The organism is Martinezella miluonensis, assembly GCF_900094545.1.
Classification (GTDB): Bacteria; Pseudomonadota; Alphaproteobacteria; order Rhizobiales; family Rhizobiaceae; genus Rhizobium; species Rhizobium miluonense.
Genome location: NZ_FMAH01000002.1, coordinates 290,327 through 315,039 on the forward strand (window position 1 = coordinate 290,327; position 24,713 = coordinate 315,039).

A 24,713-nucleotide genomic window follows, 5' to 3' on the forward strand; every position below is an offset into this window, starting at 1 on the left:
CTTTATACTCCCGTTCATGGAGGATTGGGGGCCGACGGAACTTGCAGCTTTGCAGTCTTATTCGCATATCGATCACCCCGCTCGGCGTTGCATGAGCAGCGCGCGCAGGGCCACGGCCACCACGCAAACGCTGGAAACAAGAAAGATTGCGCCCGACATCGCATAAATCGTCGGCGAGGCGCCGGCATTCATCTTGCCGAACAACACCACCGGCAACGTGTTCTGCCGGCCTGCCAGATAGAAGGCGCGCGTAAACTCGTTGAGCGACAGCAGGAACGAAAAGATGAAAGCGCTGATGAGGCCCGGCCGGATGAGTGGCAGGGTAATATCGCAGAACTGTCTGAAACGGCTGGCGCCGAGATCGTCCGCCGCCATCAGATAGGTCCTTTTGACAGCAGCAAAGCTCGTCAAAATCACGATGAAGGCGAAGGGCATCGCCCATAGCAGATGGCCGGCAATGACGGTCAAGGCCGAGGCCTTGACGCCAACCCGGCTAATAACCGTCGAGAGCGCCAGCCCCTGGATGACACCCGGCACGAACATCGGCAAAAGCATGGTCAGAAACCATAGGCTTCGGCTGCGGTGAAGTTCGCGGTATGCGAGAGCAGCCCCGAGCGACAACACCGTCGCGATCACAGCCGTCGCAAACGCAATGATGAGCGATTGGACGAGCGCGGCAATGAGCGCGCTTTCTCCTCCCAAAGCGATATACCATTTCAAGGTCAGATCAGCGAAGTGCGGCAATCCGGGCTGCAAGGACGGATTGAACGAAACGCCGAGGAGATAGAGCGGCGGCGCATAGATCATCGCAAGGCCGACGACGGTCAGCGTCCAGATGATGATGCGTGGGCTCGTTCCTTCCCGGACGATCATTGGCTGCGATCCTCGAACAGGGAGGAGAGGCCGAATATGGCATCTCCGATCAGCACCAAACCGAAGACGATAACGAGCATGAGCGTCGAAATCGCAAAGGCGAGCGGGAAGTTGGCGACCCGCATGACGTCGTTGATCATCACGGAAACGATCGATGCGCCGGCGCCGCCGAGCATCTGCACCTCCGTCGAGGAGCCGGCAACCATGACGAAAACGAACAGGAATCCCGCGAAAACGCCCGAATAGGTCAGCGGCAGCAAGACGGTGCGCGCCATCGTCCAGAAGCCGGCGCCAAGATCGCGCGAAGCCGCCAGCACGATCGGATCGACGCGGCGCATCGAGAGCAGAACGGGGAAGGTTGCGAACGGCAGATACGAGGCGACGAGCCCGACGATCACGGCGAAATCGCTGAACAGCAACCAATCGAGCGGGGCGTCGGTGATCCCGGCTTGCTGGAGAAGCGTGTTGATGACGCCTGTGCGGCCAAGCAGCAACCGCCAGGAGAAGGAGCGGATGAGATAGGAGGTAAAGAACGGGATGGTCAAGAGAGCCGCGAGCACGACCGACGACGTGCGGCCGGCGAGAAAATGCATCGCGTAAGCCGTGGGATAGGCGATCACGAGGCAAATGGCAGCCGTCAGAAACGCCTTGCCGAGCGTGGACAGGAACACGCTCCAGCGCCCGGCCTCCAGAATGGCGCCGTAGGCGGCGAGACTGAATTCGGGCTTGATCCAATAGGTCGCCGGATCCCAGGCGCAGAAACTCCACACCACGACGAGAACCAACGGCGCAAGGCCGAACACGAGGATCGCCGCGAGCGGAGCAGCCAGCAATGGAACTGATGTCTTCATGGTCTGGTTCCGCTTCAATCGGCGTTGATCCCATCGGCTCGGGGCCGGCCTGTCCCTGGACAGATGCGCCAGCCCCGGTCCATCGCGTTACATCAGGCGTTGCGCAGCTTCTGCCACCACTCCTCGTAGAGTTGGAAATTGTCCGGGCGGCAATTCTGCCAGTAGACCTTTCCGGAGAACTTGGCCTTCACATGGTCGGCGAGCTTGGCGACATCGTCGGCCTTGTATTCGTCCGGGTGAGCCTTGGCATAGGCGAGATTGTTGTCGGTCGGCACGAGATAGCCGCGCGCCTTGCCCAATTCGCAACCATAGAGGCCGGCAAGCAGGCCATCGACGAACTTGTGGGCGACATCGGCCTTGCCGCGATCTGCCGCACCCTTGAGCAACACCGTGTTGTTGCCCCATCCCTCATAGCCTTCGACGGGAGCGGCATATTCCACCTGAAGCCCGCGCTTGCGGCCTTCGTAGACGATCGGCTCCCAGCCGGTCATGGCATCGACTTCCTCATTGGCCACGAGCTGAACGCCCTGTTCCCAGCCGTTCCAGAAGGTGCGGAACTGGCCGTCCTTCTTGTGCTTGATCAGGAACTCCATGACGAGGCCGAGCTCCGATTCGGAAAGGTTGCCGGGATCCTTGATCGGCTTGTTTTCCGCTCCCTTGAGGTAGATGGCCGTAAAGATGGCGCTATTGATCCAGGCGTCTTCCATCGCCACCCGGCCTTTGAGCTTGGGATCGAAGATCACGCCATAACTGTCGACCTTGCCGAGCTTGTCGGGGCGATAGATGATGGAGTCGGCGTTGACCACAGTCGGAATGCCGTACTGCTTCCCCTCGTAGGTCAAGGTCGGGATATCCTTGGCCCATTGCCAGATGCCGGCGAAATTCGGGATCTTGGAAACATCCCAAGGAGCGATCAGCCCCTGCTTGGCAAGCTCCCGTTCGGCGCCGCCCTGAAAGCCGCCGACATCGAAAAGATCGTTGGCATTGCCGGCGGCAAGGCGCGCAACCACCGGGCCGACGTCGTTGCCGTTATCGGTAAATTCGGGCGAAACGCCGCTCTGACGGGCAAATTCCTGCCATTTGTCACCGATGTCGAGCGTAGCCGTGGCCCAGAATGCAACCGTTGCGTCAGCGGCCATGGCGGGCGTAGCAGCCGATCCGCCAAAAGACAGCGCGGCCGCACCCGCACCCATCAGCTTGAGCATGTCACGGCGCTGCATGTTGCTCCTCAAAGCGGAGGAGACGAGATCATTGCGTTTGTTCATCGTGTCATTCCCTTCCCTTATTTTTCGCTTATGTCGGCTATTCGGGTTCTACTCGTCGCCTCCAGCCAAGGCCGGTATTCCGGAACGATCGATCAGGAGCGCAGCACCCGGCTTCAGACGCACACGCACGCTCTCGCCCGGCAAGGGCGGAGTTGCATCCGCGCTAGTCGTTAACACCACACGCTGGCTGTCGGCAAAAGCGAGCGTAACGTCATGACTCAATCCGCGATAGATGCTTTCGACAACCTTAAGTTCAATTGTTTCGGCTGCCTCTTCGGCAGTCGGGACAAAGTCAATTCGGTCAGGTCGGATTGCGACAAGAGCGTCGGACGGCGGTGCTACCCCGAAAAAGGTCACGTTCACCCGCTGGCCGGCAATCGTAGCGACAGCCTTGCCACCGGAAAGCGAAATGTTTTCAGGCTTCAAAAGCGTATCGATGCCGACAAAGCGCGCCACGAAGGCATTGGCCGGTGCCTCGAAGAAGCGCGCCGGCGCATCGGTCTGCTCGATCCGCCCCTTGTGCATCACCGCCATCCGGTCGGAAAGGCTGAGGGCTTCGTCCTGATTGTGGGTGACGAGAATAAAGGTTGCGCCGGTGCGCTTGTGGAGCCGTCCAAATTCGTCGCGCATCTGCTGGCGCAGCCGCTCGTCGAGTCCGGTCAGAGGTTCGTCAAGCAGAAGGATGCCCGGCTCCATCACAAGCGCACGGGCAAGCGCGACGCGCTGGCGCTGGCCGCCTGAAAGAAGATTGACGTCGCGATCCGCAAACCCGGAAAGCTCGACGAGCTCAAGAGCATCCTCAACCTTGGCCTTCAGAGCAGTTCCCGAGAGCCCGCGCAGCTTCAGTCCATAACCGACATTCTGCGCGACATTCATATGTGGGAAGAGCCCGAGCGACTGGAAGACGGTATTGACCGGTCGGCGATTGGCCGGAATACCAGCCATATCCTTTCCGTCGAAAAGCACACGGCCCGAAGTGGGCTTGTCGAAACCGCCGATCAGCTTCAAGAGCGAGCTCTTGCCGCAACCGGACGAGCCGAGCAGCGTGAAGAACTCCCCCGCCCGGATGTCGAGCGTCACGTCGTCGACGGCGCGCATCGCCTCGTAACTTCTGACGATATGGTCGAGACTGATCGCGATCGCCATATCAGACGCTTCTCCCGTCGCGTTCGCGGATGAGCAGCAAGCCCTCCTCGCTCACTTCAAGTACCTGCCCGGCAATCACCAGCAATGTTGCGGTCGCCTCCTCGATGATAACAGGGCCGGCGATCTTCTCCGAAGACGGCAGCCGCGTGCGCTCGTAGACGGGGCAGGACACCCAACCGGTCGTCCCCCCGAAATAGACTTCTCGATGCCCTTTAAAAGCCGTGTCCAGCGATCGGCCGGCATCATCGAGTTTCGGGATGGCGATGACTGGGCCGTGAAGCACGGCCTCCAAGTGGATCATCGTGATCTCGACCGGCGAATTGGGCAGACAGAACGTATAGGCACGTTCATGGGCAGCGTGGAAGCGTTCTGCAAAGCTTTCGGCGTTGTCCTCCATGTCAAAGAGGGCGAAGACGCCGTGCTCCTGTCCGCGATAACGCGCTTCGACGCGGCAGACATAGCGTATTTCGGCCGCATCTCCCTTGGCGAAATAGGTAACTGCCTCCCGCTTCAATTCGTCGAAACGACGCTTGAGATTGCTGATGGCCTCCGATTCGAGAGGCGAGAACCAGGTGCCGCGAAAATCGGCGCGGGGTTCGGCCGCCAGCATCCCCCAGGCCGAAAAGATGCCGGGATGCGGCGGTACGACCGTCATCTTCACGCCGAGATCGCGTCCGAGGCGAGCGGCCAGCGCCGGCCCCGCACCGCCGGAAATGACGAAGGCGGCATCGCGCGGATCGTGTCCGCGCTGCACGGTCACGAGCTTCAGCGCATTGATCATCGAGGCATGGGCGATCTCGACGATGGCGAGCGCCGCATCCTCGACCGATAGCCCGAGCGGCTTGGCAACCGTCGTAATGGCCGCTGCCGCCTTGTCCTTGTCGAGCTGCATCTGGCCGCCGGCAAAGCTTGCGGGATCGAAAATACCGAGCGTCAGCAAGGCGTCTGAGAGCGTCGGCTTGTCGCCGCCGCGTCCGTAGCAGGCCGGCCCAGGCGTCGAGCCAGCACTTTCCGGCCCCACCCGAAGCGCGCCGCGCTCATCGATGTGGGCAATGGAACCGCCGCCCGCACCAATTTCGACGATGTCGACCACTGGCACCTGGACGGGATAGCCTGGGACGATACGGGTATGCTCGAGCTTGTACTCGCTGTCCAGCGTCGGACGGCTGTCATGGATCAGAGAGCATTTTGCCGTCGTGCCGCCGACATCGAGCGAAAGCACTTCCGACTGACCGAGCACGGCGCCGATGCGCGCAGCACCCGCAACGCCGCCGGCCGGGCCGGATTCGACCAATGTCAGCGGACTCATCTGCGCCTGATCGAAAGTCGAAATGCCGCCGTTGGATTGCATCGCGTAATAGGGGCAAGTGAGATCGCGCTCCGTCAAAGCGCGTTCGAGCCGCGCGAAGTAGCGCTTGATGATCGGCTGCACGTAAGCGTTGAGCACGGCGGTATTGGAGCGCTCATATTCGCGCCACTGGCGGGAGACCTCGTGGCTGGCGCAGATCGTTACATCGGGAAGAGCCTCGGCAAGCGCCCTGGCGCAGGTAATCTCATGATGGGGATTGACGTAGCTGTGGAGAAAGATGACGGCCACGGCCTCGACGTTGCGCGCCCGGCATTCGCGGATGATCGGCTCGATGTCGCTAAGTTCGATCGGCGTCAGAACCCGCCCCTTGGCATCCATGCGCTCGCGCACCTCGAAGCGAAGGCTGCGCGGCACGAAGGGCTCCGGGCTTCTGAATTGGAGATTATAGAGATCGGGACGATTGCCGCGGCCGATTTCCAGCACGTCGCGAAAGCCGGCCGTTGTGACGAGCGCCGTCTTGACACCCTTGCGCTCGGTAATCGCGTTGATCACGGTCGTTCCGCCATGCGCGAAGAAGATGACGTCGCGCGTGGAAAGCCCATCCTTCCGTTCGGCAAGGTCGATAGCGGAAAGCACGCCTTCGGACTGGTCTTGAACGGTCGTCAGGCTTTTGGCGGTGAAAATCTCGCCGGTCCGCTCGTCGTAGCCGACGAGGTCGGTGAAAGTGCCGCCCACATCCGTCGCCAGCCTGATCATCCCGTCATCCTCTCGTCAAATCCATACAGCTCCCGCGCCGCCTCCTTCGACACGTAACCATCTTCGATATCGCGGCGGACATGCTCGGCCTCGCGGGAGCGCGCCTCGCCCCAGCCGCCGCCGCCGCCAGTTATGATGCGCACGAGATCGCCGCGCTTAAGCGCAATATGCGGCTCCCGGCCAAAATTCCTGACCTCACCGGCAGGATCTTCCACCTGCAGCAGGTTGGCAGAGCCGGAAGTGCCTCCCTCGATCCCCCAGGGAGCTGTTTCGGTCCGCCCGAAGCTGCAATAGGCCGATGACCCGTCCTCGAGAAGCTCATAATCGCGGATGACGCCGAAACCGCCGCGACGGCGACCCGCGCCCGATCCGCCCTCGATGTTGAGCGCATAACGGCGTACCATCAGAGGGAACCGCGCCTCGATGACCTCGACGGAATAATTGTAGGTGTCACCATCGGTCAGTGCGATCAAGGCATTCGCGCCATCGGCGTCCTTGCTTGCGCCCCAGCCGCCATGTTGCGGCTCGATGTGGATGAAGGGCTGGCCGGCAGCATCCTTGCCCGAGATATAAACGACGCAGAGGCTCGTGTAAGAGCCTGCGGAGAACCGCTCCGGCATCAGCTTCGCAAGCGCTTTCCAGACAAGCTCGGAGGCGTGGACGGAGCCCTCATAGTACCAACCCGTCGGAGACGGCTTTTCGGCGGTAAAGACGGACCCTTGCGGCGCGATGACGATGAGCGGCCGAAACCAGCCTTCGTTGGAAGGCGCCTGCGGCGCCACCAATGCCTTGAATATGGTGCGCACAGCCGATTGCAGCGCACCCGCTGCACAATTGATCGGCCCCGCAACCGCTGGCGGGCAGCCGGTGAAGTCGGCAGTCAGCCGATCCCCCGCGATCGTAATGGCCACTCTCACCTCGATCGGGTCGGTGGTCACGCCGTCGCCGTCGATGATGTCTTGCGCTTCATAGATCCCGTCCGGCAAGGCGGCGATGGCAGCACGCGCCTGCCTCTCGCTGGTCGCAAGCAGGTGATCGAAGGCGGCCTCGACGGTGTCCACGCTATATTTCCGCGAGAGCTCGGCCATTCGTCGAGCCGCAACCCGAACCGTTGCCACCTGGGCCGTGAGATCGCCGATGGCGATGTCAGGCAGACGAACATTCTCGCGGATAATGCGCAGGACTTCGCCCGAGAAGCGGTCGTTGCGCACCACCTTGATCCCTGGCAGCCGCAATCCCTCCTGAAAAACCGAGGTGGCATCGGGCGCGAGCGAGCCGGGAACCGAGCCGCCGACATCGAGATAGTGCGCGACATTGATGGCATAGGCCAGAATCCGGCCATCGAAGAAGATCGGCTTGACGATGGCGAAGTCGCAGGCATGCGTGCCGCCGGAATAGGGATCGTTCGTCAGAAGGATGTCGCCGTCTTCGAGGTCGTCACCATAGAGCGCGATCAGCGATTTGACCTGCGTGCCGAAGGTGCCGGTGAACAAGGTGATGCCGTTCATCTGCGCCACCAGCTCTCCCTCACGCGTCAGGAGACCGCAGGCGAAATCCAGCACCTCATAGATCACGGGGCTCATCGAGGTCCGGGCCATGACCACGCCCATCTCGTCGACGGTGGCGGCGAGCTTGCCCTCTATTATCTCCTGAGTCACCGGATCGACGATGATCACGAATCTGCCCCTCGTCATCTGTTCGCACCAAAGCAGACTAGGCGTTTTTTCAGGCCCCGATAGCCTTCACAATGGGTGGGTGAATAAACAGACCCTACCCGTTCGGGTAGGTTAGCGATTGAGCATGCCCTTTTGCCGGGCTGCCGTCACCGCCGCCGTCCGTGTCGAAACATTGAGCTTGGTAAAGATGTTTCGCAGATGGAACTTGATGGTGTTGTCTGAAAGCGAGAGCGTTCGACCGATTTCCTTGTTGGAAAGCCCGGCGCTCAGCAATTCCATGACCATGCGCTCGCGTCCGGTAAAAAGAGACAGGTCATCGCTGCCGGCAGGCTGTTGCGCCGAGCCGGCGCTGCCAAGCAGGGGTTGGAGGCGTTTGCGGGTAACGCTGGCGATGGCCGGATGGTTGGCGAGTGTGCGAAGTTCGTCGAGCCCTGCTGCGTGATCGAGATGAAACAGGGCGCGATAGTCGCTGAGCGGCATCGAAACAGCGAGATCGGAAAGGCGGGCCGCAGCCTGATCATCGCGGCCCTCGGCGATCAAGATCCGCATTTCGATGAGAGCAAGCTCAATCCTGCGCGGGATATGCGGGAGTTGTGCCTGACGCGTGGTCAGCTGATCAAAAACCTCGCGCGCCTTTGGAATTTCGCCGAGCGCCAGATAGGCACGGGTCCAGAAAATAGCCGGCGTCGCACCGCGCAGATGAATGGACAGCATATTGGCGCGGTCGGATCCGATCGCCTGCGTGCCGAAACCGCTGGCCTCGGCATGGCGGATCGCCTGATCGAGATCTCCCGACGCCATCAGAAGCATGGCCCGTTCTCGATCGATCAGCCGGGTAAGCCGATCGAAACCGCGCCGCCGGGCCACCGCGCGGATGCGGTCCATCGCTATGTGAGCGGCGACGGGATCCTCTCCCATCCGCAAAATCCGCTGCTCGGCCATGAAGCCGGCGGCGAGAAGATCAAACCAGGTATCGTGGCGCTCAAGATGCGGCAGCGCCCAGCCGAGCATCCCGGCCGCCGCCTCCGTCTCACCACGCATCGAGAGAATTTCCGCCTTCAACACCTGACCGACGGCATCCAGATCGCTACCCGGGGCGATATTGGCCTGAGCCTCGCTGATCAGCTCGTCATAGGCCGTCAGCGCGCTTGCGCAATCGCCGGAAAAAAAGAAAGCCTGACCGATATGAGTGTAGAGGTGCATCGCGCCGAAATCGGCGCCGCCATCGCGAAAGGCACGCAAGGCGAGATGGCCATAATGCAATGCCCGATCAAGCTCGCTGCGGATCAGGAAATTATAGGAGAGCATGTTGAGCGCCAGCGCCCGGTGGATGAGTTCCATACCGTCGGGCTGCTGCAGATCGTTCTCCAATGCGGAAAGATCGGCCGCACTTGCCCAATGATCGGTGTAGAGGGCCAGAAGGATGCGCACCACACGCAAGTCTTTTGCCAGGATTTCGTCACCGGCGGCAGCGCGCTCTGCTATGACCAGATAATGATTGGCGGCGGCAAGCTGCGCGGCTTTGGCATTGAAGATCGAAAGCCCTAGGGTAGCCAGCGGAAAGCGGCTGAGGTCGATTTCCGAGGCACGCCCGCTCAATGCCTGGAAGAGCGTCGTACCGCCGCGCGTGGTAGCATAGACGCGCCGCCAGCCTCCGGCTGTTTCGACGATGCGCGCTGCCAGATCGGCGTCACCCGCCGAAAGCGCATGCTGAACTGCCCGGTCGATATCACCCCGAGCCTCGAACCATCGCGCTGCCCGGTTCAGGGCGCGTTTGGCGTCGACGCCGCGCCGGCTGGCGGTCTGCTTGAGGAACTCGTTGAAGACCGGATGATAGCGCATCCAGTTGCCGGGTCCGGCAAGCAGCGTGACTGGAAGAGCATAATCGTTGAGGCGCTCGATCAGGCCTGCATTCCCGCTGTCTTCGAGAACAGCCTCGATAAGCGAGTGGTTGAACGCAGGCAGTGCAGCGGTCTCGGTCAAAAACTGACGAATCTCCTCGGGCAGATGTTCAAACACCTGCTCTGAAAGATAGGCGCCCATGTCCGCGCCGCCGCCATCGAAGGAGGCCAGAATGGCGTCGCTTTCCTCCGATTCCGATACAAGCAGGCTCACCATCTGCAACGCGACGGCCCAGCCCTCGGTCCGGCGGTTGAAAGCGCCTACCTGCTCCTCGGTCAGATGCGTTCCCTTGCCGGTGAACAATTCGCAGGCTTCGGCATCGGAAAAGCCGAGCTCGGCGACGCCAAACTGCTTGAACTCGCCGCGAAGGCGCAATGCCGACAACGGAAATCGCGGCGGGCTACGGCTCACGAGCACCAGTTTGACATGCTCGAGGGTAGGATCTGCAAGGATCTTCGCCATCAGCGCTTCGATCGCATCCGTCTGAGCGAAATGATAGTCGTCAAGGAAGAAGGCGAAGGGGCCTGGAATCTTGCGCAGTCGTGTTGCGAGCACGGAGAGAAGCGCGCCAGCCGGCAGGTTGCCGGCATCGCCGCCATCCTCATCCAGAAGCGTCTGCAGCGCATCGATAAGCGCAAGCAGAAATGTTTCCTGGTTCGTATGCTCCGCATCGAGCGATACCCAGCACAGGTTGACCCCGTCTTCCTTCAGCAACTCATACCATTGGACGGCAAGGGAGGTTTTGCCATAACCCGCGGGCGCGACGATCGTCGTCAAACGGCGCAGCCCGGCGCGCCGGAGCTGCCGCAACAGGTCGCTTCGTCTAATGGTTTGCTGCCCGCTGGACGGGGGAGCAAATCGATTCTGTCCGCTCATGACGCGGGATGATGCTGTCTTGGCAGGCAGTTGGCAACCCAAGAGAAAACGTTTGCAAAGCTCCTAAATCGTTATTTTTTTATGTCTCTCATCATGTTGTCGGCGACATGCCCTAGACACGCTCGCAGAGGCGATCGCAACGTCTTCACCGGATCCTTAACGAGAGGAAGGCCGGCGCAAGATTGCCGCGCGGAACCGGCACGCAAGCCGCCCAGGCTGCCCCGCTTTGGGCCATAAACGGTCCGTTAGGAATTTATTGACCATAATGCGAGGTATATCGATGCCGCGGACGCGGCGCCTCTGATCTCTGTGTCTATTAGCAAGGGCGAAAGTCGTATCTGTGCATCAAGCGATCCTTTCCATTCCGGCGGCAACCCTCGCCATGAGTTTCTCGTTCGTCGCTTGCCGGCTGGCTATGATCGCGATGCTGATGGTTTGCGCATTTGCCGGCTCCGCAGCGGCCGAGGACCGGGCGCTCAAGCTCTTTTTTACGCATACCGGCGAGAGAGCGACCATCGTCTTCAAGCGTAACGGCCAATATGATGCGCGCGGCCTCGCCCAGATCAACCGCTTCCTGCGCGACTGGCGAAAGAACGAGCCGACCAGGATCGATCCGAGTCTGCTCGACCTGGTCTGGGAAGTCTATGGCCGCAGTGGTGCCAGGGAGCCAATTCACGTCGTCTCCGCCTATCGCTCGCCGTCCACCAACGGCATGTTGCGCAATCGCTCGCGCAGCTCCGGCGTCGCAAAACACAGCCAGCACACGCTTGGCAAGGCGATGGATTTCTATATTCCGGGCGTAAAACTCGCGACTCTGCGAGGGATCGCCATGCAGATGCAGATCGGCGGGGTCGGCTTCTATCCCAACTCCGGATCTCCCTTCGTCCATTTGGACGTCGGCCGTGTCCGCGCCTGGCCCAGAATGTCGCGTCAGGAGCTTGCAAGGCTGTTCCCAAGCGGACGAACCCTTCACATGCCGACTGACGGCCGACCGCTTCCCGGCTATGAGCTGGCGCTTGCGCAGTCGAAGAGGCGTCCGAAGGGGATCGTGGCCGTTGCGGACGATGATGACGACGATGCCGGATCACCGGCGCCGTCTCAGGTCGCAAACTCGAGCGCAAGCCTTCTGACGACCATGTTGCCGATACCGCAAAGCCGGGCCGCGAACGTGCTGGAGCTTCAGCTCGGCAAGCGAGTTGCCGAGGAAGACAAGGTACAACCCTTCACCGACCTGACATCCTATGCTGTCCCGCTCCCGGCATCGCGACCGATGAGCATTGCAGTGATCCCCATGGCGGCGCCTGAAAGGCCGGCTCGCACAGTCCTTGCAAGCCTGGTGGTCGGGCGGAACGATGCTGGCAACCTGCTCGTTGCAGAGAACTCGAAGAATTCGATCGGCAATGCCATGGAGAAGATGCAGCCCGTGGCAGCCCTGCCCGCCTCCGCTGCTCAGGACGTGTCCGGCGGCGTCGGCGCCATGTCCACTGGAGCGCTTGTCGCCTGGGCTTTGCAGACTCCGGGCATCGCGATCGACATGAAGCTCCCGGGCATGATCGGCGCTCCTATTCCTGTGGAACAGGACGCGGCCAATATTCAGAGCCGCGCCGTTAGAGTGGACGACGACGATTTCGATATCGAAAGGTTCGGCTTCGAAGGCTGAAAGATGGCGGCGTCCCACGACGCCACCGAGGTCACTTCGCGAGACTGCTGCTCATCCGCACTCGAATCGCTCAGGCGTCGCCAATTCGTCGCGGAAAAGCGCATCCTCGGGGATTTTCGGCGGTGCACCTTCACCTTTGATCTCGTCCAGGCAACAGCCGCGCTCGCCCGGGTGGGGCCAGTCGGCATGTGTAATGCCGACGTAATCTTCCGACTCTAGAGCCTGCACTCCAAACTGGATTGCTCCATGCTCCTTCGTCGCTCCCTCCCCGTTCTATTTGCCATCGGTGCTTTGGCGCTCATGGGGTGGGTTTTCGTCGTCATGAAGGATTATGTCGGCCGGCCGGCTCATGCGGCGATGCTGCATTTTGCAGCGCCGATCGGCATGCTCGACCTCAAACACGGCCGGCGCATCCAGCAATGGCACCGGGTTTCCGGCAATGTTGTGCAGCCTTCACAAAGCAACAAGGTTGTGCGGGATAGAGAGGCTGCCAATACCGAAACGGCACCATCGGGAGGCTATATCAAGCGGGCAAAAATGCTCCTATTCCTTATACGCACTCGCCATTGGCGAACTTTGGCTTATGACCAGACTCCACAAACCACGCCTGGAACAAGAACGTGTTCGAGCCTTTCTACCGCCTGCATCCGTATTCCCGCGGCGCCGGTCTCGGGCTCAATCTCGCGCGCCAGATAGCGCAGCTGCATGGCGGCAGCATTGCGATCCTGAACGGCCCATGGAAGGGAGCTCGCGTGCGCATTCAGCTTCCCTTGTATCGCCGAGCGGCATGAGCCGACGCCAACACGGCGATCGAATATTATCTTGAGCAGTTTGGAACCATGACGGAAAAAGGGTAGTGTTCGCGCATCCGGGTCCTATGCCGGCTACGCGAACCAAGCTGCGGGCTGCTTTACGCCAGGCGGCCTTAGACCCGTCGGTAGTCGATGTTGCGGGCAAGCCAGCAACCGAGCCTCAAGTTGGACACCTTGCCGGAGGAATCGCGCCGGATTTGCACGGTCCAGTCTCCCGGCGGGGCGGCATCCATCGAGCGGCGGGTTGTGATCACCCAAAGATCATCCGCCAGCGGATACATGCGCTCCACCGGCCCCTTGCCCAGCATACCCTCGAAACCGACATAGGTGGCGCCATCACGGGCTTCGATTTCAAGCCGCGCACCGATCTCTTCTGAACGGTACAATCCGGCAATCCCGGCACCATCAGCCCATTCGACCGGCGAGACAGGCTTTGCAACGACACGGAGATTCTCGCCCGGCCGCTCCATGAGCAACCTTCCCTCTTCCCGCCGCAGCACTATGTCGCGCGCACGCGCGGTTCCGTCCGGCGCAGGCGTGCACAGGCCAGGGGCGGTAGCGTAGAGCAGCCGCACGCCCTCCTTCTGGTCTTCCGTGCGCAGATAAAGCCCCTGCGTCTCATCCAGCCAGAGACCCGTCCAGCCTTCGGCCGGAACGGTATCGTCGCCGACGCGGCAACCAAAGGCAGCCTCCATCAGCGACCAGGCCGCCCGCATGGCGCTGGCCTCGTGATTGAAGATCACCACGATCGACAGCCGCTCGGAGGCAATATGCATCCTGTAGGAACAGAAGCCGCGCAAGGCGCCGCCATGGGCGGTGATATCATAACCGCCGATCCGGTCACGGCGTATTCCATAGCCATAGGGAGCGGGCTTGCCATCGGCAAAGCTGACGGGAACGCTGATGCGATTGTAAAGGCTCGCTGGATCGTCGCGCGTGGCGTCGATATGGCGCTCCCATGCCAGCATATCGTCAAGCGAGGCGGAGATGCCGGCATCGCCAAACCAGAAGATGCCGCTCTTGGCGGGCAGGAAGCCCACCGTGTCATTGCCCTCATAGCCTATGACGCCATCCAGCGTCTGGCGCGTATCGGAAGCAAGCACCGCACCGGTCATTGCCGCGGGGCCGAAGATACGTTTGCGCAGCAATTCGCCGAAATCGCGGCCGCTGGCGCGACGGATCAGCTCTGCCAGCAGGCGGAAGTTGCCGTTGCTATAGGAATAGTTCGCGCCCGGCGCAAAATGTCCGGATTTTGCCTGCGACAGCAGGCGCAGGCCGTCTTCCTCGGTGAAGAGAGCTTCGGGCACTGCACCTTGCAGCACGGTCAAAGCCCAATAATCGCGTAGGCCGGACTGGTTGTGACAGAGATCGGCCACCCGCGGCAGCGGGCCTTTGAAATTCGGCAGGAGTTCCGGCAGCAGCGGATCGAGTGCTTCCGGACTGCCGAACATGTCCAGCAGCAACGCGCAGGTCATATGCTTCGAAATCGAGCAGATCGGCAGGCGGCTCGCCGCAGTCATCGGTAGGCGCCGCTCCATGTCGGCAAAACCCCAGGCACGGCGGGCGATCACCTCGCCATCCTTCACCACGCCCACCACTCCGGCCGGACCGCGATAGCGATCCGGCAGCACGTTCAGCGCCTGCTCCAGCGCCGCATGATCAATTCCACTCATGATTCAACCCTGAAAGCAGAGCCGCGTGCCGGGCTCGGCCATAGCCAGAAATTCCTGCAGGTGCTCAAGCGTCAGCGCGGCGCAGCCTGCAGTCGGACCGTAGCCCTTGCTGGCGACGTGCAGAAAGATGGCGCTCCCGCCCCCCGGCACTACCGGATCATCGTTTTGACCAAGCACCACGACGATGTCGTAGAGATCGTCCTTGCGCCACATCTCTTCGTGGCCTGCGGCAAAGGGCAAGCGCACCGGGCCATTGTAGTCGGGATGATCGGCCGCATCGCACCAGCCGTCCTGCGGGTCTATAACAGCGGTTTCGAATACCGAGACGGGAGCAGCCTTCAGCTTGTCGGCGCGATAGAGCACCCGGCGGATCGGCCAGCAGCCGATGGGGCTCACGCCATCGCCCTCGGTCTTCTCGGCGCGGATGCCGCTGCGTCCCACCGCCGCGCGCCAGACCTTGTCGCCATAGCTCGCCTGCCAGCCTTCGCCGGCACGTTTCACGATCAGATCCAAAGCCATCTCCTTCAAGTCGCCAGCGGAAAATAACAGGCGACCATCCGGCCATCCCGCTGCTGTGGGGCAGGGTCTTCTACCCGACAAATATCCTTGGCAAAAGGACAACATGTATGAAACCGACAACCGAAGGCAGGTTTATCGGGCTTGGAATTTCGCGCTTCAGCACCGGCCTATCGGTAGGTCCGGCCTATTTCATTCGAACGGCCCTCTTCGTGCAGAAAGCCAAAACCAATAAGGGCCGAAGCGAAAACCCAAGCCTTTACCTGGCTAATTATTCTGAGCAGCTCGGTTATTCAAAGCGCCGCCGACGATGGCACCAAGCGCCAAGGCGGCTGCGGGATAGCAGAGGCCGTTACGGCGACATTGGCCACCGGTGCACGTCTCATCAAGGCGGCCGATCCGCTCGAATGAGCCGGGCACCTTCACTCTATCCCGATCTATCTTGCCAGAAACGGCTCAGGCCCGGCGACCGGTCTCAAGCAACATCAGCATTCTTGGTCGGCAGAAGCCGCGCCATGGCACTCAATAGATCCGTCTGCGATATCAAGCCGAGCACTCGCCAATCGGCATCGACGACGATGACGGCATGCGTGCGGCCATCGGTCAGGACAGGTAGCAGCGAGAGCGCGGGATCGCCCGCATTTGCTATGGCGGGTTCAGAGAGTGTCCGCTCGATGCTGCCGATGCCTTCCGACAGCTCGCGCAGCCCGACCGTCCCGATCAGTCGGCCTTCCCTGTCTTTCACCGGCAGGGTGCGAATATTATGCTTCAGAAGAAGATACCGGGCATGATCCGGATCGGCATCCTCGCTGATGGCAATGACATCGCGCGACATGATGTCGGCGCAGCGGATATCCCCATGCGATCGCACGGTGGCCTGCAGTTCGACCTGCCGCAGAAGGCGGCTGAGGTCTGCACGGTCGATATCGAAGGTTTCGTCAAACACTTCCAAAGCGGAATCGACGTCCTCCTCGCGAAAGCCCACCCTCAAAGGCGGCGGCAAGTCGCGAGTCTGATGGGTATTCTCGACCGGCTTTGCGACATGCGGATAATTGCGCCTTGAAAGTTTGTGGAACACCAGCCCCAGGCCAACGAGTATGCAGGAATTGAGCGCAACCGGCACAAACGGGAACAGGAACCCCCAGCTCGCAACAACCGGACCTCCGAGAACGGCCGTCAGGGCCGCAGCTCCGCCCGGCGGATGAAGGCATCGCGTGAACGACATCGCGCCGATCGCCATCGAAACGCCGACGCCGATCGCGATGATCGGATCGTGAACGAGATAGGCGGCGATGATGCCCATCAAGGCGGAAATCGTATTGCCCCCAATGATCGACCAGGGTTGGGCAAGCGGACTTGCAGGAACCGCGAAAAGCAGCACCGCGGACGCCCCCATTGGCGCAACGATGAACGGCAGATACGGCCCCTGCCCGAAGAAATAGCCGCTGATGGCGCCGGTCAGGCCGATGCCGATCAAGGCGCCGAGACAAGCCATCAATCGTTCGCGTAGGGTCGCGCCGGCAAGGATCGGGGAAAACAAGCGGAGCCGGCTGAATCCCGCTTTATGGGGGTCTGGATGCTGCATGATGAAACCAGTTTTGAGGGGCATTGTCGTAAGGAAGGATGGATGTCGGCTAATGCGTCGCCAGGCGCAAATCCCTGCCTTTGACGATGCCGAGCACTTCGCGAAACGCGTTGAACGCGCTCGGCCGATCCCTTTTACGGTAGACGAGGATCGTATCGACGACGGCAAGCTGATGGGTAGGCGAGGTCATCGGCCAATGCATGAGATCGAGAACCGACTTGGGCATGACACCGGCCGCGTTGCCGGTCGCCACACTTGCGAGGATAGCGTGATAGGAGCCAAGCTCGGTCGTCTGCAAAACGCTCGACTTGCGCGCCCAGCTTTCGGCGATCCTTCGATAGGTGCATCCGGGCTCCAGGGCGGCAATCGATCCGACCCGCAAGTCGGCAGCCGTTCGGACCGCCGGATGGCCGGATGGCAGCACGAGCAATAGATCCTCGACAAACACCGGCTCGGCCTCGAGCCGCTGTAGTTCGTCATCAAAACCGGCGTCTTCATCCAGCATCGCTTCAGGTGGCCGGGCGATCAGCGCGCAATCCAAGGCGTCGCGCAGAACATCGCGGGCAAGATCGCGGGATGCGCCAAGGGTTAGCTGCAGCGACACATCCGGCCACATCTGATTGAATTGGCTGAGCGCTGCAGGCAACCGGCTTGCCGCCGTGCTCTCCATCGTTCCCAGACGCAATGTGCCTGTTGGGCGCCGTGGCCGCACCGCCTGGCGCGCTTCGAGCGCTAGTGCCGCAAGCCGATTAGCATAGGTGAGAAACGTTTCACCTTCTTTCGTCAGCGTCATCTTCTTTCCATCGCGGCTGAAGAGCAAGACGCCAAGATAGTTCTCCAGCTGCTGGATCCGCGTCGTCACATTCGACGGCACGCGCCCGATCGTCTTTGCAGCCTTCGTCACGCTGCGGTCGCTGGCAACAGCGAGGAATATTTCGATTGATGAAAGGTCCAATGAAAGGATCTCGATTCAAGAATTAAGATGACTTATCATTCCCTATATAAAAATCATTATCGCAGCTCAAGCATGTTTCGACACCGGGCTGGGGCGCATACGCGGACAAAGCGATTGGCAAGATCCGATCGACCTCAAACGGGAGCAGAAACCCGCGAATACGCTTCCCCTGCCTGCGTGCTGCATGAGGTCGATCCGACCTGCACCGGCATCTCAAGCAAAGCCGGCCGCAAGCTTCGCGATCGCGACAAGAATGATTGCGCATCCGAAACCATAGAGCGCGAGGGCCGATCCATCATTGATTAGGGCATTTCCGGCGGGTTTGCAGTAGCTGCGCCCGCTTCTTTGCCCCGCGAAACGACTTAGCGACGCGTGCTCTCGATATTCATCCTCTTCCTCCACGAAACCTCCACATATTATCGATCAGGCCGCAACACTTAGGGTGTCTTATCGACCCTAGCGCCTCGACCGCAATCTTTTGGACGAGCGCTCAGATATGAGACGGCGGGAGCCCTGAACGAACAACCTCCTGCCTCGCATCCAACGGGATACCTCGATGCCCATAGAGAGCATGGACCAAGGTTCTGCGGCTCGTTCCTTGCCGCCGCTGCTTCGCCGATGGGAACCCGAAGGCCTCCCAAATAAGCGGAAGGGACACCCCAATGTTCAAGTTGCTGATGCTCGCGCTACTGGCTGCGATGCTGCTGACCGCGCTGCTGCTGCTCGGCGCGATGGCGGCGCTGACCGGAAGCTGGGTTCGACTCGCGGTCCCGGTTATCATTCTGGTTGCAACCGTAGTCGCCGTAGGGTTCGCGCTAAGCGAACAGCCGTGAACGACGTCTCTCTGAAAAGCGAGGACGCCCGATTGCGGAGGCACATGATGTTCAGCTATGAGTATAGTGGAAGATGATGTTCCGGAAGGTTTTCGATGCCCGAATGCACCCGAAATCGGCCACCTCAAGCGGCCATATATCGCTCATGACGATGAATTCTGCGCAGTTCATCGGCAGATCGGGAGCTTCTGGCATGATGTCGGAATCGCGGCAGGACGGACTGTGGCGCGGAAATTCTGTGGATCGTTCTTTCTTGGTCGTTTCCACCGGAGGTCGCCAGTTTGCAAGAAAGCCTGCGGCCGCAATGCCCGGCCGCGCCGGGCTCTTCTGTCGCCGACTGAACTTGTCTCCGTTCCCTCAACCGGCGGCAACGGTCATGAAGCTGTTCAACTTCACGGGTCGTGCGCAAAGTCTCCACGAAATCCACACAAACAAGGGTTATGCAACCGGCCGTAGGGGGTCGCCATATTGTTTCGGGCCTCGCCGGAGCCTGACGATTTGCAAAGACAGTTCTTTCACCATAACCGAAGCAATCGCGATCTTTGCAGTGGATCGGCCGGAACGCAGGCGCCAGCGTCATGGCGCAGCGCATGTGAAGGCAATTGATCTTTGATCGGTCGAGAAGGACATCGCCCAGACATGAAAGTCGAATCCGGAATTCAACGGGCACTTTTTGCGGCCGCGCTGGCGACGGCCTCCCTCGCATTCGTCCATTCGGCTGCCGCAGGATATGTGCGCACCAACGTCGTTCTTCGGTCGGGACCAAATGCTCACGTTCCGGCGGTAGGAATGGTGCTGGCCGGCTCGCGCGTCCATCTTTACGGATGCGAGAAAGACTATAGGTGGTGCGACGTCAGCGTAGCGGGCCGACGGGGCTGGATGTCTTCCCGCTATGTCAACGTTGCGTATCACGATGAAACAGTATTGCTTCCGACCTATATCCGCATGATGCAAGGGCCGAACATCGCGGTTGTGCCTTTCAACATTGATTCCTACTGGTCCAGCAATTATTCAGATTTATACTTCTATAATGAGATCGGCACCTGGCGCAATGTCGACTGGGGTCACGATGAATAGCATCGAAGATCTACGCCGATTCTTCTCCTGCTTTTCCGGGCAGGACCGCAGCCGTTGAACGTATGGAGCCAGGCAGTGGTGCGAAGACAACAACCTGCCCATGTTCGCGCCGACGGCTGCGAGATGGATTGCTTAGTGATGACGTTATGAAGAATGAAGCAAATAGTATCGAGTACCGCTCGCGCAGAACAGATCACACAAGCAGAGTCGACAGGCCAGGCATCGGGCGAAAGTCTTGCCGGGTTCTTCTGTCCATGGCGGGCTTGGTCTTGGCATTGTCAGCCTGCCAGTCGTCAGATCTCGCGCTGCAGGTAACGCCGCCACCGCTGCCCAATGCCTATGATGGAGCGCCTTATAAGACCTCCACAGCCAGGTCGAACACCTCGGCCTGGTGGGAAGGCTTCCATGACAAGACACTGTCCTCACTTGTTTCCCGCGCCGAGAGCATGAATCTGACGGTCGCCATGGCACATCAGAGCCTGACGTCGGCCAGAGCCCTGGCGAATTCCGCGATGTCGGCCTATCAGCTGGACGCGTCTGTCTCCGGGATGGCCAACGCCGCGACCGGCTCGCGAATTAAGGACGACTTTACCCGCCGGCCTGTTCAGCTCAATCTGGACGCGAGTTGGGAAATCCCGCTCTTCGGCCAGGACAAGCAAGCGCAAAAGATGGCCGACCTCAGCGTAGCAATGGCGACGGAAGATGTTGCCGCGGCCAAAGTCGCCGTGACGGCGGAGATTGCCAGCAACTATGTCCACCTGCGCGCACTTCAGAAGCGCCGCTTCGACACGGCAGAGCTGGTTGGTCTTCTGGAGAACAACACAAAGATCGCCGGCGTGAAGGAACAAGCGGGGCTCGCGACTTCGATCGAAAACGAGCCCATGCGAGCAGGCCTCGATACCGCCAAATCCACGCTGCTGCTTCTGGATAGTGAGATCGCCAGCACGCGTCAGCAGATCGCCACGCTCTTGGGAAGCTCCACTCCGGATCCTGCCCTTTTCAGGTACGAACCACAGCCGATCGCGGTCGCAGGCATGGCGGAAGGCAAGCCGGCCGATCTCCTGCGCGCGCGGCCCGACGTGTTGCGAGCCGAATACGCGGTGGGGCAAACCGCTGCGCAAGTCGGCATCGCCAAGGCCGATCTCTATCCGAAGCTGCGACTGAACGGCACCATTGGGATCGGGACCCCGGTATCGAATTCTATCCTGGGAGCCTTCGCTGGTCCCTCCGTGCAATTGCCCATTTTCGACTACGGTCGGCGCAAGGACGCTGTCGCGGCCCGCGAAGCCGAGTTCCGCCAGTCGGTGCTCATTTACAAACAGGCCGTGCTCGTTGCCTATGAAGAAGCCTCTCGCGCCCTGCATGAGGTCAACGCCGCGCGAGCACGTACGGCCATTTTGCGGGCGCGGTTGCAGCGCGTCTCAAAACTCAAAGCCAGCACCGACGTCCTCGTTCGGGAGGGACTTGCAGAAAAATCGAAATCGATCACTGGAGCCATCGATCTTCTGGAGCTGCGCTCGTCCTTGACCGAGAGCATCGAAAACGAGGCCCGCGCCACGATCGCCTTCTATAAGGCGACGCGTGGCGTGCAGCCCGTCGCCACTGTCGACGATGTGAAGCGTCCCACCAAGGCGGAAGGGCGCAAGTAACCATGGCAGTTGCGATCGCACGCAAGACGCTTCTCTACGAATGGCGCCGGTTTCTGCCGGCTGTCGCGGCAGTGGCGTTTTCCGGACTGTTGATGACAGCTCAAGGAGCGCTGCTGCTCGGCATCGTCAGCGCGAACTCGCTCTATGTCACCCAGTCGAATGCGAGCTACTGGCTCGGCTTTCCCGGCACGCAAAGCGTCGAACTGGGGCGCACCGTTCCGGCCAGCGTGCTGACGAACCTTTATGCGGAGCCTGCTATCTCGCATGTCGAGCCGTTTCTTCTGGGCTCGGGAGATTGGCGTGGCATTCATGGCGGCGGTGGCATCAGCGTCACAGTCGTCGGCATCGACGCACAATCCGACAGCATAGGGCTGGCACGGGTGGTTCCGCCGAACCTGCGTGCTCGGCTCCGCGAGCCGGCAGCAGTTGTCGTCGACTCGGCCGATAGCGACAAGCTTTCGATCGGAGCTGGCGATCTTGCCGAAGTGAACGGCCATACCGTGCATGTCATCGGCTTCATCGATGGTCTGCGTGGTCTGGGAGGGGTCAATGTCGTGGGCTCGCTCGACACGGCGCGCATCCTCGACCAGACACTGCCCGCCGACGGCGGCGCCACCTATTTCCTGTTTAATATCGGCAAGGAAAGCGAACAGTCGCGCGTTTTGAGCCACTTGAACAAGCGCGCCCCGATCGAGCGTTTCGAGATCTGGCCTGCAAAGGAACTCGCGGATATGTCGACCAGCTACATGCTGTTTGATTCCGGCGCCGGCATCGCATTCGTGTTTGCGACGCTGATTGCGGCCACCATCGGCGCGCTCATTACCAGCCAGACCTTGATGGCCGCCGTTGCCGGAACGATCCCGCAATATGCGACGCTTCGCGCCCTGGGCGTGCCGTTTAGCGGACTGAGGAAAATCGTCATAGAGCAAGCCGCCTGGGTTGGATTTTCGGGGCTGGTCATCAACGGGGTGCTGAGCGTCGCCATTGGCGTCATCGCCATGATCTACAAGGTTCCCTTCGAACTTGACGGCGCGGTGTTAGTGTCGGCATCGTTGGTCGTACTTGTCGTGGCCATCTTGGCATGCCTTCTGGCCATACACCGGCTTCGCCAGGCCGATCCTGCAACCTTGTTGAGGTGATATCATGCTTCCCGCTATATCAGCCTCGAACCTATACAAGTCGTTCACCGTGCAGGGCATGCGCACGAACGCGCTCATCGACGTTTCTGTCGACATTTTCAGCGGTGAGTTCACCGTGCTCAGCGGCCCCTCGGGATGCGGAAAAAGCACGCTTCTGGCGATGCTCGGCGGCATGACGGAACCGGATAGCGGCCGCATTCGGGCTGGAAACACCGACCTGTCGTCCTCGACCGACAATGAACGAGATGCGTTTCGTCTCCAGAACTGCGGCTTCATCTTCCAGGGCTTCAACCTGTTTCCTGCCCTTTCGGCTCTCGAGCAGGTGCAAGTGCCGCTCGATTATCTGAACGTGCCGGAGGAGGACGCCCGGCTCAAAGCGCGCGATGCGCTGCAACGCGTCGGTCTGCTCGAGCGGCAGCACCTGCGGCCCTCGCATCTGTCGGGTGGCGAAAAACAGCGCGTCGCGATTGCCAGAGCGATCGTCAAAGACCCGGCGATCCTGTTTGCCGACGAACCGACGAGCGCTCTGGATAGCAGCAATGGCTTTAGGATCGTCGAGATCCTGCGTGAGACGGCGAGGCAATTGGGAACGGCGGTGCTGTGCGTTTCCCACGACGCGCGTCTCTTTTCAAAGGCAGACCGTGTCCTCAAGATGGAGGACGGACGGCTGCTGTCTGACCTGCGGCCCGTTTCCGGGCGCGGCATCGATACACGAGAGGACTGGCATGGATAGGCTGAAGCGTTCCCACCGCGTTTTCGCGACCGCATTATTGGGCACGTCCGTGACCCTGTGCGTCCTATGGCTGACCGTCGGCATGCCAAGGGCCGGCGAAAATCCCGACACCGTCGAGGCGCAATCGCCGACACCTGCGATCGCGGCTGCCGCACGCGGCACGGTCGACGTCGAAGGCGGGCTGTATCGAATAACTGCCATGCGCGATGGGGTCGTTGCCTCGGTTGAAGCCCCGGAAGGCGCCTATGTCCGCAAGGGCGACGTTCTCGCCGTCCTCGACGGCCGGCAGGAGGAATCCGCCGTCCGTATCGCCGAGGCGGAGCTGTCCCAGGCAGAAGACCGATACAAGCTCCTTCAGCTCAAGTCGAAGAACCTGGCGAAAACGCTTGAAAGAATGCAGCGGGCCGCTGCCGGCAAAGCTGTTTCCGATCAGGCGCTCAGCGATGCTCAAGACGCTTATGAGACGCAGGCGATCGAAACCAATTCCGCATCATCGATGGTGTCGGTTGCGCGTGAACGCCTCGAAATCGCCAAGCGCGAGGTGACCCAGCGGTCGATCAAGGCGCCCGCCGACGGCGTTGTCGTACGCCAGGCCGTCAAGGCAGGCGAAGCCGTTTCTGTCCAGGCAATGACCGAGATGTTCGTCCTGCTGCCCGATGGACCGAAGATCGTGCGTGCAGATATTCCCGAGGAATATCTTAACCTTGTCGGCCCCGGAATGGCCGTCGAAATCGCCGCCGAAGGACGAACGACCCAATCCGTTCCCGGCAAGATCACGCGAATTTCCAAGGTGCTGTCGCGTCCGAAATCGGCGGAGAATTCCGGCGAGCGAAACGATGTCAGGGCAGCGAACTGCATCATCACCATCGCACGTGACACGCCATTGGCGATCGGGCAGCGCGTCGTTGTCCGGGTGCTTAAATAAGGCAGCCAAATGCCGCCGCAACGGCCATCCCTGGCCGGAGCCTCGAGCGGCAGTTCAGAATGGACGAGCGCTGAAACCCCTTTGGCAAGAGAGCCTCGGGAATGGCATTTTCGCGCTGTTGCAAATTGCGACGATCCACTCCGGATCCTTACCGACAGTTTTATGAGCCGACTGCCATTTGGTTCGAGTGAGCGACAATCATCTCCACCTGCGGCGCCATAGGCTGCCGCTCATAGAGATGAATTCCCCTTCCATGCTTCGTCCAAACTCCTGCGACTGATATCGCAGGGACGCGCTGCAGCGATCCGGCCCCGAAAGCCCGGAACCGTTCTGGAAACGCCGTGTCAGCCGACGGCAAAGGACGCGGGCGCTCGGTAACAAGCCATCGATCCCGCCTCCTGCACCACTGGCTCTCATCCCTTCACATCCAATCTGACCATCCCCTCGGGTAGATCCCGTCGGTTGCAATTCGCGATCGATTCCTCCTTGACAACGGAAAGCT

At 60.7% G+C, this 24,713-nt stretch carries 22 protein-coding genes; 9 read left to right on the forward strand and 13 right to left on the reverse strand.

Annotated elements, in window-relative coordinates:
- Positions 1-72: 72 nt before the first annotated feature.
- The 7 genes from GA0061102_RS03750 to GA0061102_RS03780 all read right to left on the reverse strand — a co-directional run bounded on the left by GA0061102_RS03750 (position 73) and on the right by GA0061102_RS03780 (position 10,588).
- The gene (locus GA0061102_RS03750) at positions 73-873 is read right to left on the reverse strand and encodes an ABC transporter permease (RefSeq protein WP_092844147.1); all 801 of its coding nucleotides are present in this window, start codon (positions 871-873) and stop codon (positions 73-75) included.
- Entirely contained in the window at positions 870-1,724 is an 855-nt protein-coding gene (locus tag GA0061102_RS03755; RefSeq protein ID WP_092844149.1) for an ABC transporter permease, read from the reverse strand. The genes GA0061102_RS03750 and GA0061102_RS03755 overlap by 4 nt, the downstream gene beginning before the upstream one ends.
- Before the next feature lie 92 nt (positions 1,725-1,816).
- Positions 1,817-2,989 (reverse strand): ABC transporter substrate-binding protein, encoded by a 1,173-nt coding sequence (locus GA0061102_RS03760; RefSeq protein WP_092844151.1) that lies wholly within the window; start codon positions 2,987-2,989, stop codon positions 1,817-1,819.
- 48 nt (positions 2,990-3,037) lie between these two features.
- A complete protein-coding gene (locus GA0061102_RS03765) occupies positions 3,038-4,135 on the reverse strand; it encodes an ABC transporter ATP-binding protein (protein ID WP_092844153.1) in 1,098 nt (365 codons plus the stop codon).
- Between the two features lies 1 nt (position 4,136).
- Positions 4,137-6,200: a hydantoinase/oxoprolinase family protein gene (locus GA0061102_RS03770; RefSeq protein WP_092844155.1), complete on the reverse strand. Its 2,064-nt coding sequence runs from the start codon at positions 6,198-6,200 to the stop codon at positions 4,137-4,139.
- Positions 6,197-7,894: a hydantoinase B/oxoprolinase family protein gene (locus tag GA0061102_RS03775; RefSeq protein WP_092844157.1), complete on the reverse strand. Its 1,698-nt coding sequence runs from the start codon at positions 7,892-7,894 to the stop codon at positions 6,197-6,199. Before GA0061102_RS03775 ends, GA0061102_RS03770 begins: the two co-directional genes overlap by 4 nt.
- 93 nt (positions 7,895-7,987) lie before the next feature.
- Complete coding sequence (locus GA0061102_RS03780) at positions 7,988-10,588, reverse strand: winged helix-turn-helix domain-containing protein (protein WP_245297911.1); 2,601 nt, start codon at positions 10,586-10,588, stop codon at positions 7,988-7,990.
- A 448-nt stretch (positions 10,589-11,036) separates the two neighbouring features.
- Here GA0061102_RS03780 and GA0061102_RS03785 point away from each other — a divergent pair, with 448 nt between their 5' ends.
- The 3 genes from GA0061102_RS03785 (at position 11,037) to GA0061102_RS03795 (ending at position 13,105) form a co-directional block, all read left to right on the forward strand.
- Complete coding sequence (locus GA0061102_RS03785) at positions 11,037-12,314, forward strand: peptidoglycan L,D-endopeptidase MepK (protein WP_092844264.1); 1,278 nt, start codon at positions 11,037-11,039, stop codon at positions 12,312-12,314.
- A gap of 321 nt (positions 12,315-12,635) precedes the next feature.
- Positions 12,636-13,010 carry a hypothetical protein gene (locus GA0061102_RS33095; protein WP_167667868.1) on the forward strand — a complete coding sequence of 125 codons (375 nt, stop codon included), beginning with the start codon at positions 12,636-12,638 and terminating at the stop codon, positions 13,008-13,010.
- A complete protein-coding gene (locus GA0061102_RS03795) occupies positions 12,935-13,105 on the forward strand; it encodes an ATP-binding protein (RefSeq protein ID WP_092844161.1) in 171 nt (56 codons plus the stop codon). The genes GA0061102_RS33095 and GA0061102_RS03795 overlap by 76 nt, the downstream gene beginning before the upstream one ends.
- Before the next feature lie 134 nt (positions 13,106-13,239).
- On the opposite strand, the gene GA0061102_RS03800 is transcribed toward GA0061102_RS03795, so the two are convergent.
- The 5 genes from GA0061102_RS03800 to GA0061102_RS33265 form a co-directional block, all read right to left on the reverse strand.
- Positions 13,240-14,799: a D-aminopeptidase gene (locus GA0061102_RS03800; protein ID WP_092844163.1), complete on the reverse strand. Its 1,560-nt coding sequence runs from the start codon at positions 14,797-14,799 to the stop codon at positions 13,240-13,242.
- Positions 14,800-14,802: 3 nt separating this feature from the next.
- Positions 14,803-15,312, reverse strand: coding sequence for a L,D-transpeptidase family protein (locus tag GA0061102_RS03805; protein WP_092844165.1), 510 nt, complete (start codon positions 15,310-15,312; stop codon positions 14,803-14,805).
- A 478-nt stretch (positions 15,313-15,790) separates the two neighbouring features.
- A complete protein-coding gene (locus GA0061102_RS03815) occupies positions 15,791-16,900 on the reverse strand; it encodes an HPP family protein (protein WP_092844266.1) in 1,110 nt (369 codons plus the stop codon).
- Between the two features lie 49 nt (positions 16,901-16,949).
- Positions 16,950-17,855, reverse strand: a complete 906-nt coding sequence (locus GA0061102_RS03820; RefSeq protein ID WP_092844167.1) for a LysR family transcriptional regulator — start codon at positions 17,853-17,855, stop codon at positions 16,950-16,952.
- 213 nt (positions 17,856-18,068) lie between these two features.
- Entirely contained in the window at positions 18,069-18,257 is a 189-nt protein-coding gene (locus GA0061102_RS33265; protein WP_139115020.1) for a hypothetical protein, read from the reverse strand.
- Positions 18,258-18,517: 260 nt separating this feature from the next.
- Here GA0061102_RS33265 and GA0061102_RS32885 point away from each other — a divergent pair, with 260 nt between their 5' ends.
- The gene (locus GA0061102_RS32885) at positions 18,518-18,688 is read left to right on the forward strand and encodes a hypothetical protein (RefSeq protein WP_159432140.1); all 171 of its coding nucleotides are present in this window, start codon (positions 18,518-18,520) and stop codon (positions 18,686-18,688) included.
- Positions 18,689-18,739: 51 nt separating this feature from the next.
- Here the strand turns inward: GA0061102_RS32885 and GA0061102_RS32510 are convergent, their stop codons facing one another.
- The gene (locus GA0061102_RS32510; RefSeq protein WP_139115021.1) at positions 18,740-18,955 is read right to left on the reverse strand and encodes a hypothetical protein; all 216 of its coding nucleotides are present in this window, start codon (positions 18,953-18,955) and stop codon (positions 18,740-18,742) included.
- A gap of 372 nt (positions 18,956-19,327) precedes the next feature.
- Here GA0061102_RS32510 and GA0061102_RS03830 point away from each other — a divergent pair, with 372 nt between their 5' ends.
- The 5 genes from GA0061102_RS03830 to GA0061102_RS03850 all read left to right on the forward strand — a co-directional run bounded on the left by GA0061102_RS03830 (position 19,328) and on the right by GA0061102_RS03850 (position 24,211).
- Complete coding sequence (locus GA0061102_RS03830) at positions 19,328-19,765, forward strand: SH3 domain-containing protein (protein WP_092844171.1); 438 nt, start codon at positions 19,328-19,330, stop codon at positions 19,763-19,765.
- 269 nt (positions 19,766-20,034) lie between these two features.
- The gene (locus GA0061102_RS03835) at positions 20,035-21,414 is read left to right on the forward strand and encodes a TolC family protein (protein WP_245297912.1); all 1,380 of its coding nucleotides are present in this window, start codon (positions 20,035-20,037) and stop codon (positions 21,412-21,414) included.
- A 2-nt stretch (positions 21,415-21,416) separates the two neighbouring features.
- Positions 21,417-22,553: an FtsX-like permease family protein gene (locus GA0061102_RS03840; protein WP_092844175.1), complete on the forward strand. Its 1,137-nt coding sequence runs from the start codon at positions 21,417-21,419 to the stop codon at positions 22,551-22,553.
- Positions 22,554-22,557: 4 nt separating this feature from the next.
- Positions 22,558-23,286, forward strand: coding sequence for an ABC transporter ATP-binding protein (locus GA0061102_RS33400; RefSeq protein ID WP_092844177.1), 729 nt, complete (start codon positions 22,558-22,560; stop codon positions 23,284-23,286).
- Positions 23,279-24,211, forward strand: a complete 933-nt coding sequence (locus tag GA0061102_RS03850) for an efflux RND transporter periplasmic adaptor subunit (RefSeq protein ID WP_245297913.1) — start codon at positions 23,279-23,281, stop codon at positions 24,209-24,211. Before GA0061102_RS33400 ends, GA0061102_RS03850 begins: the two co-directional genes overlap by 8 nt.
- Positions 24,212-24,713 lie beyond the last annotated feature (502 nt).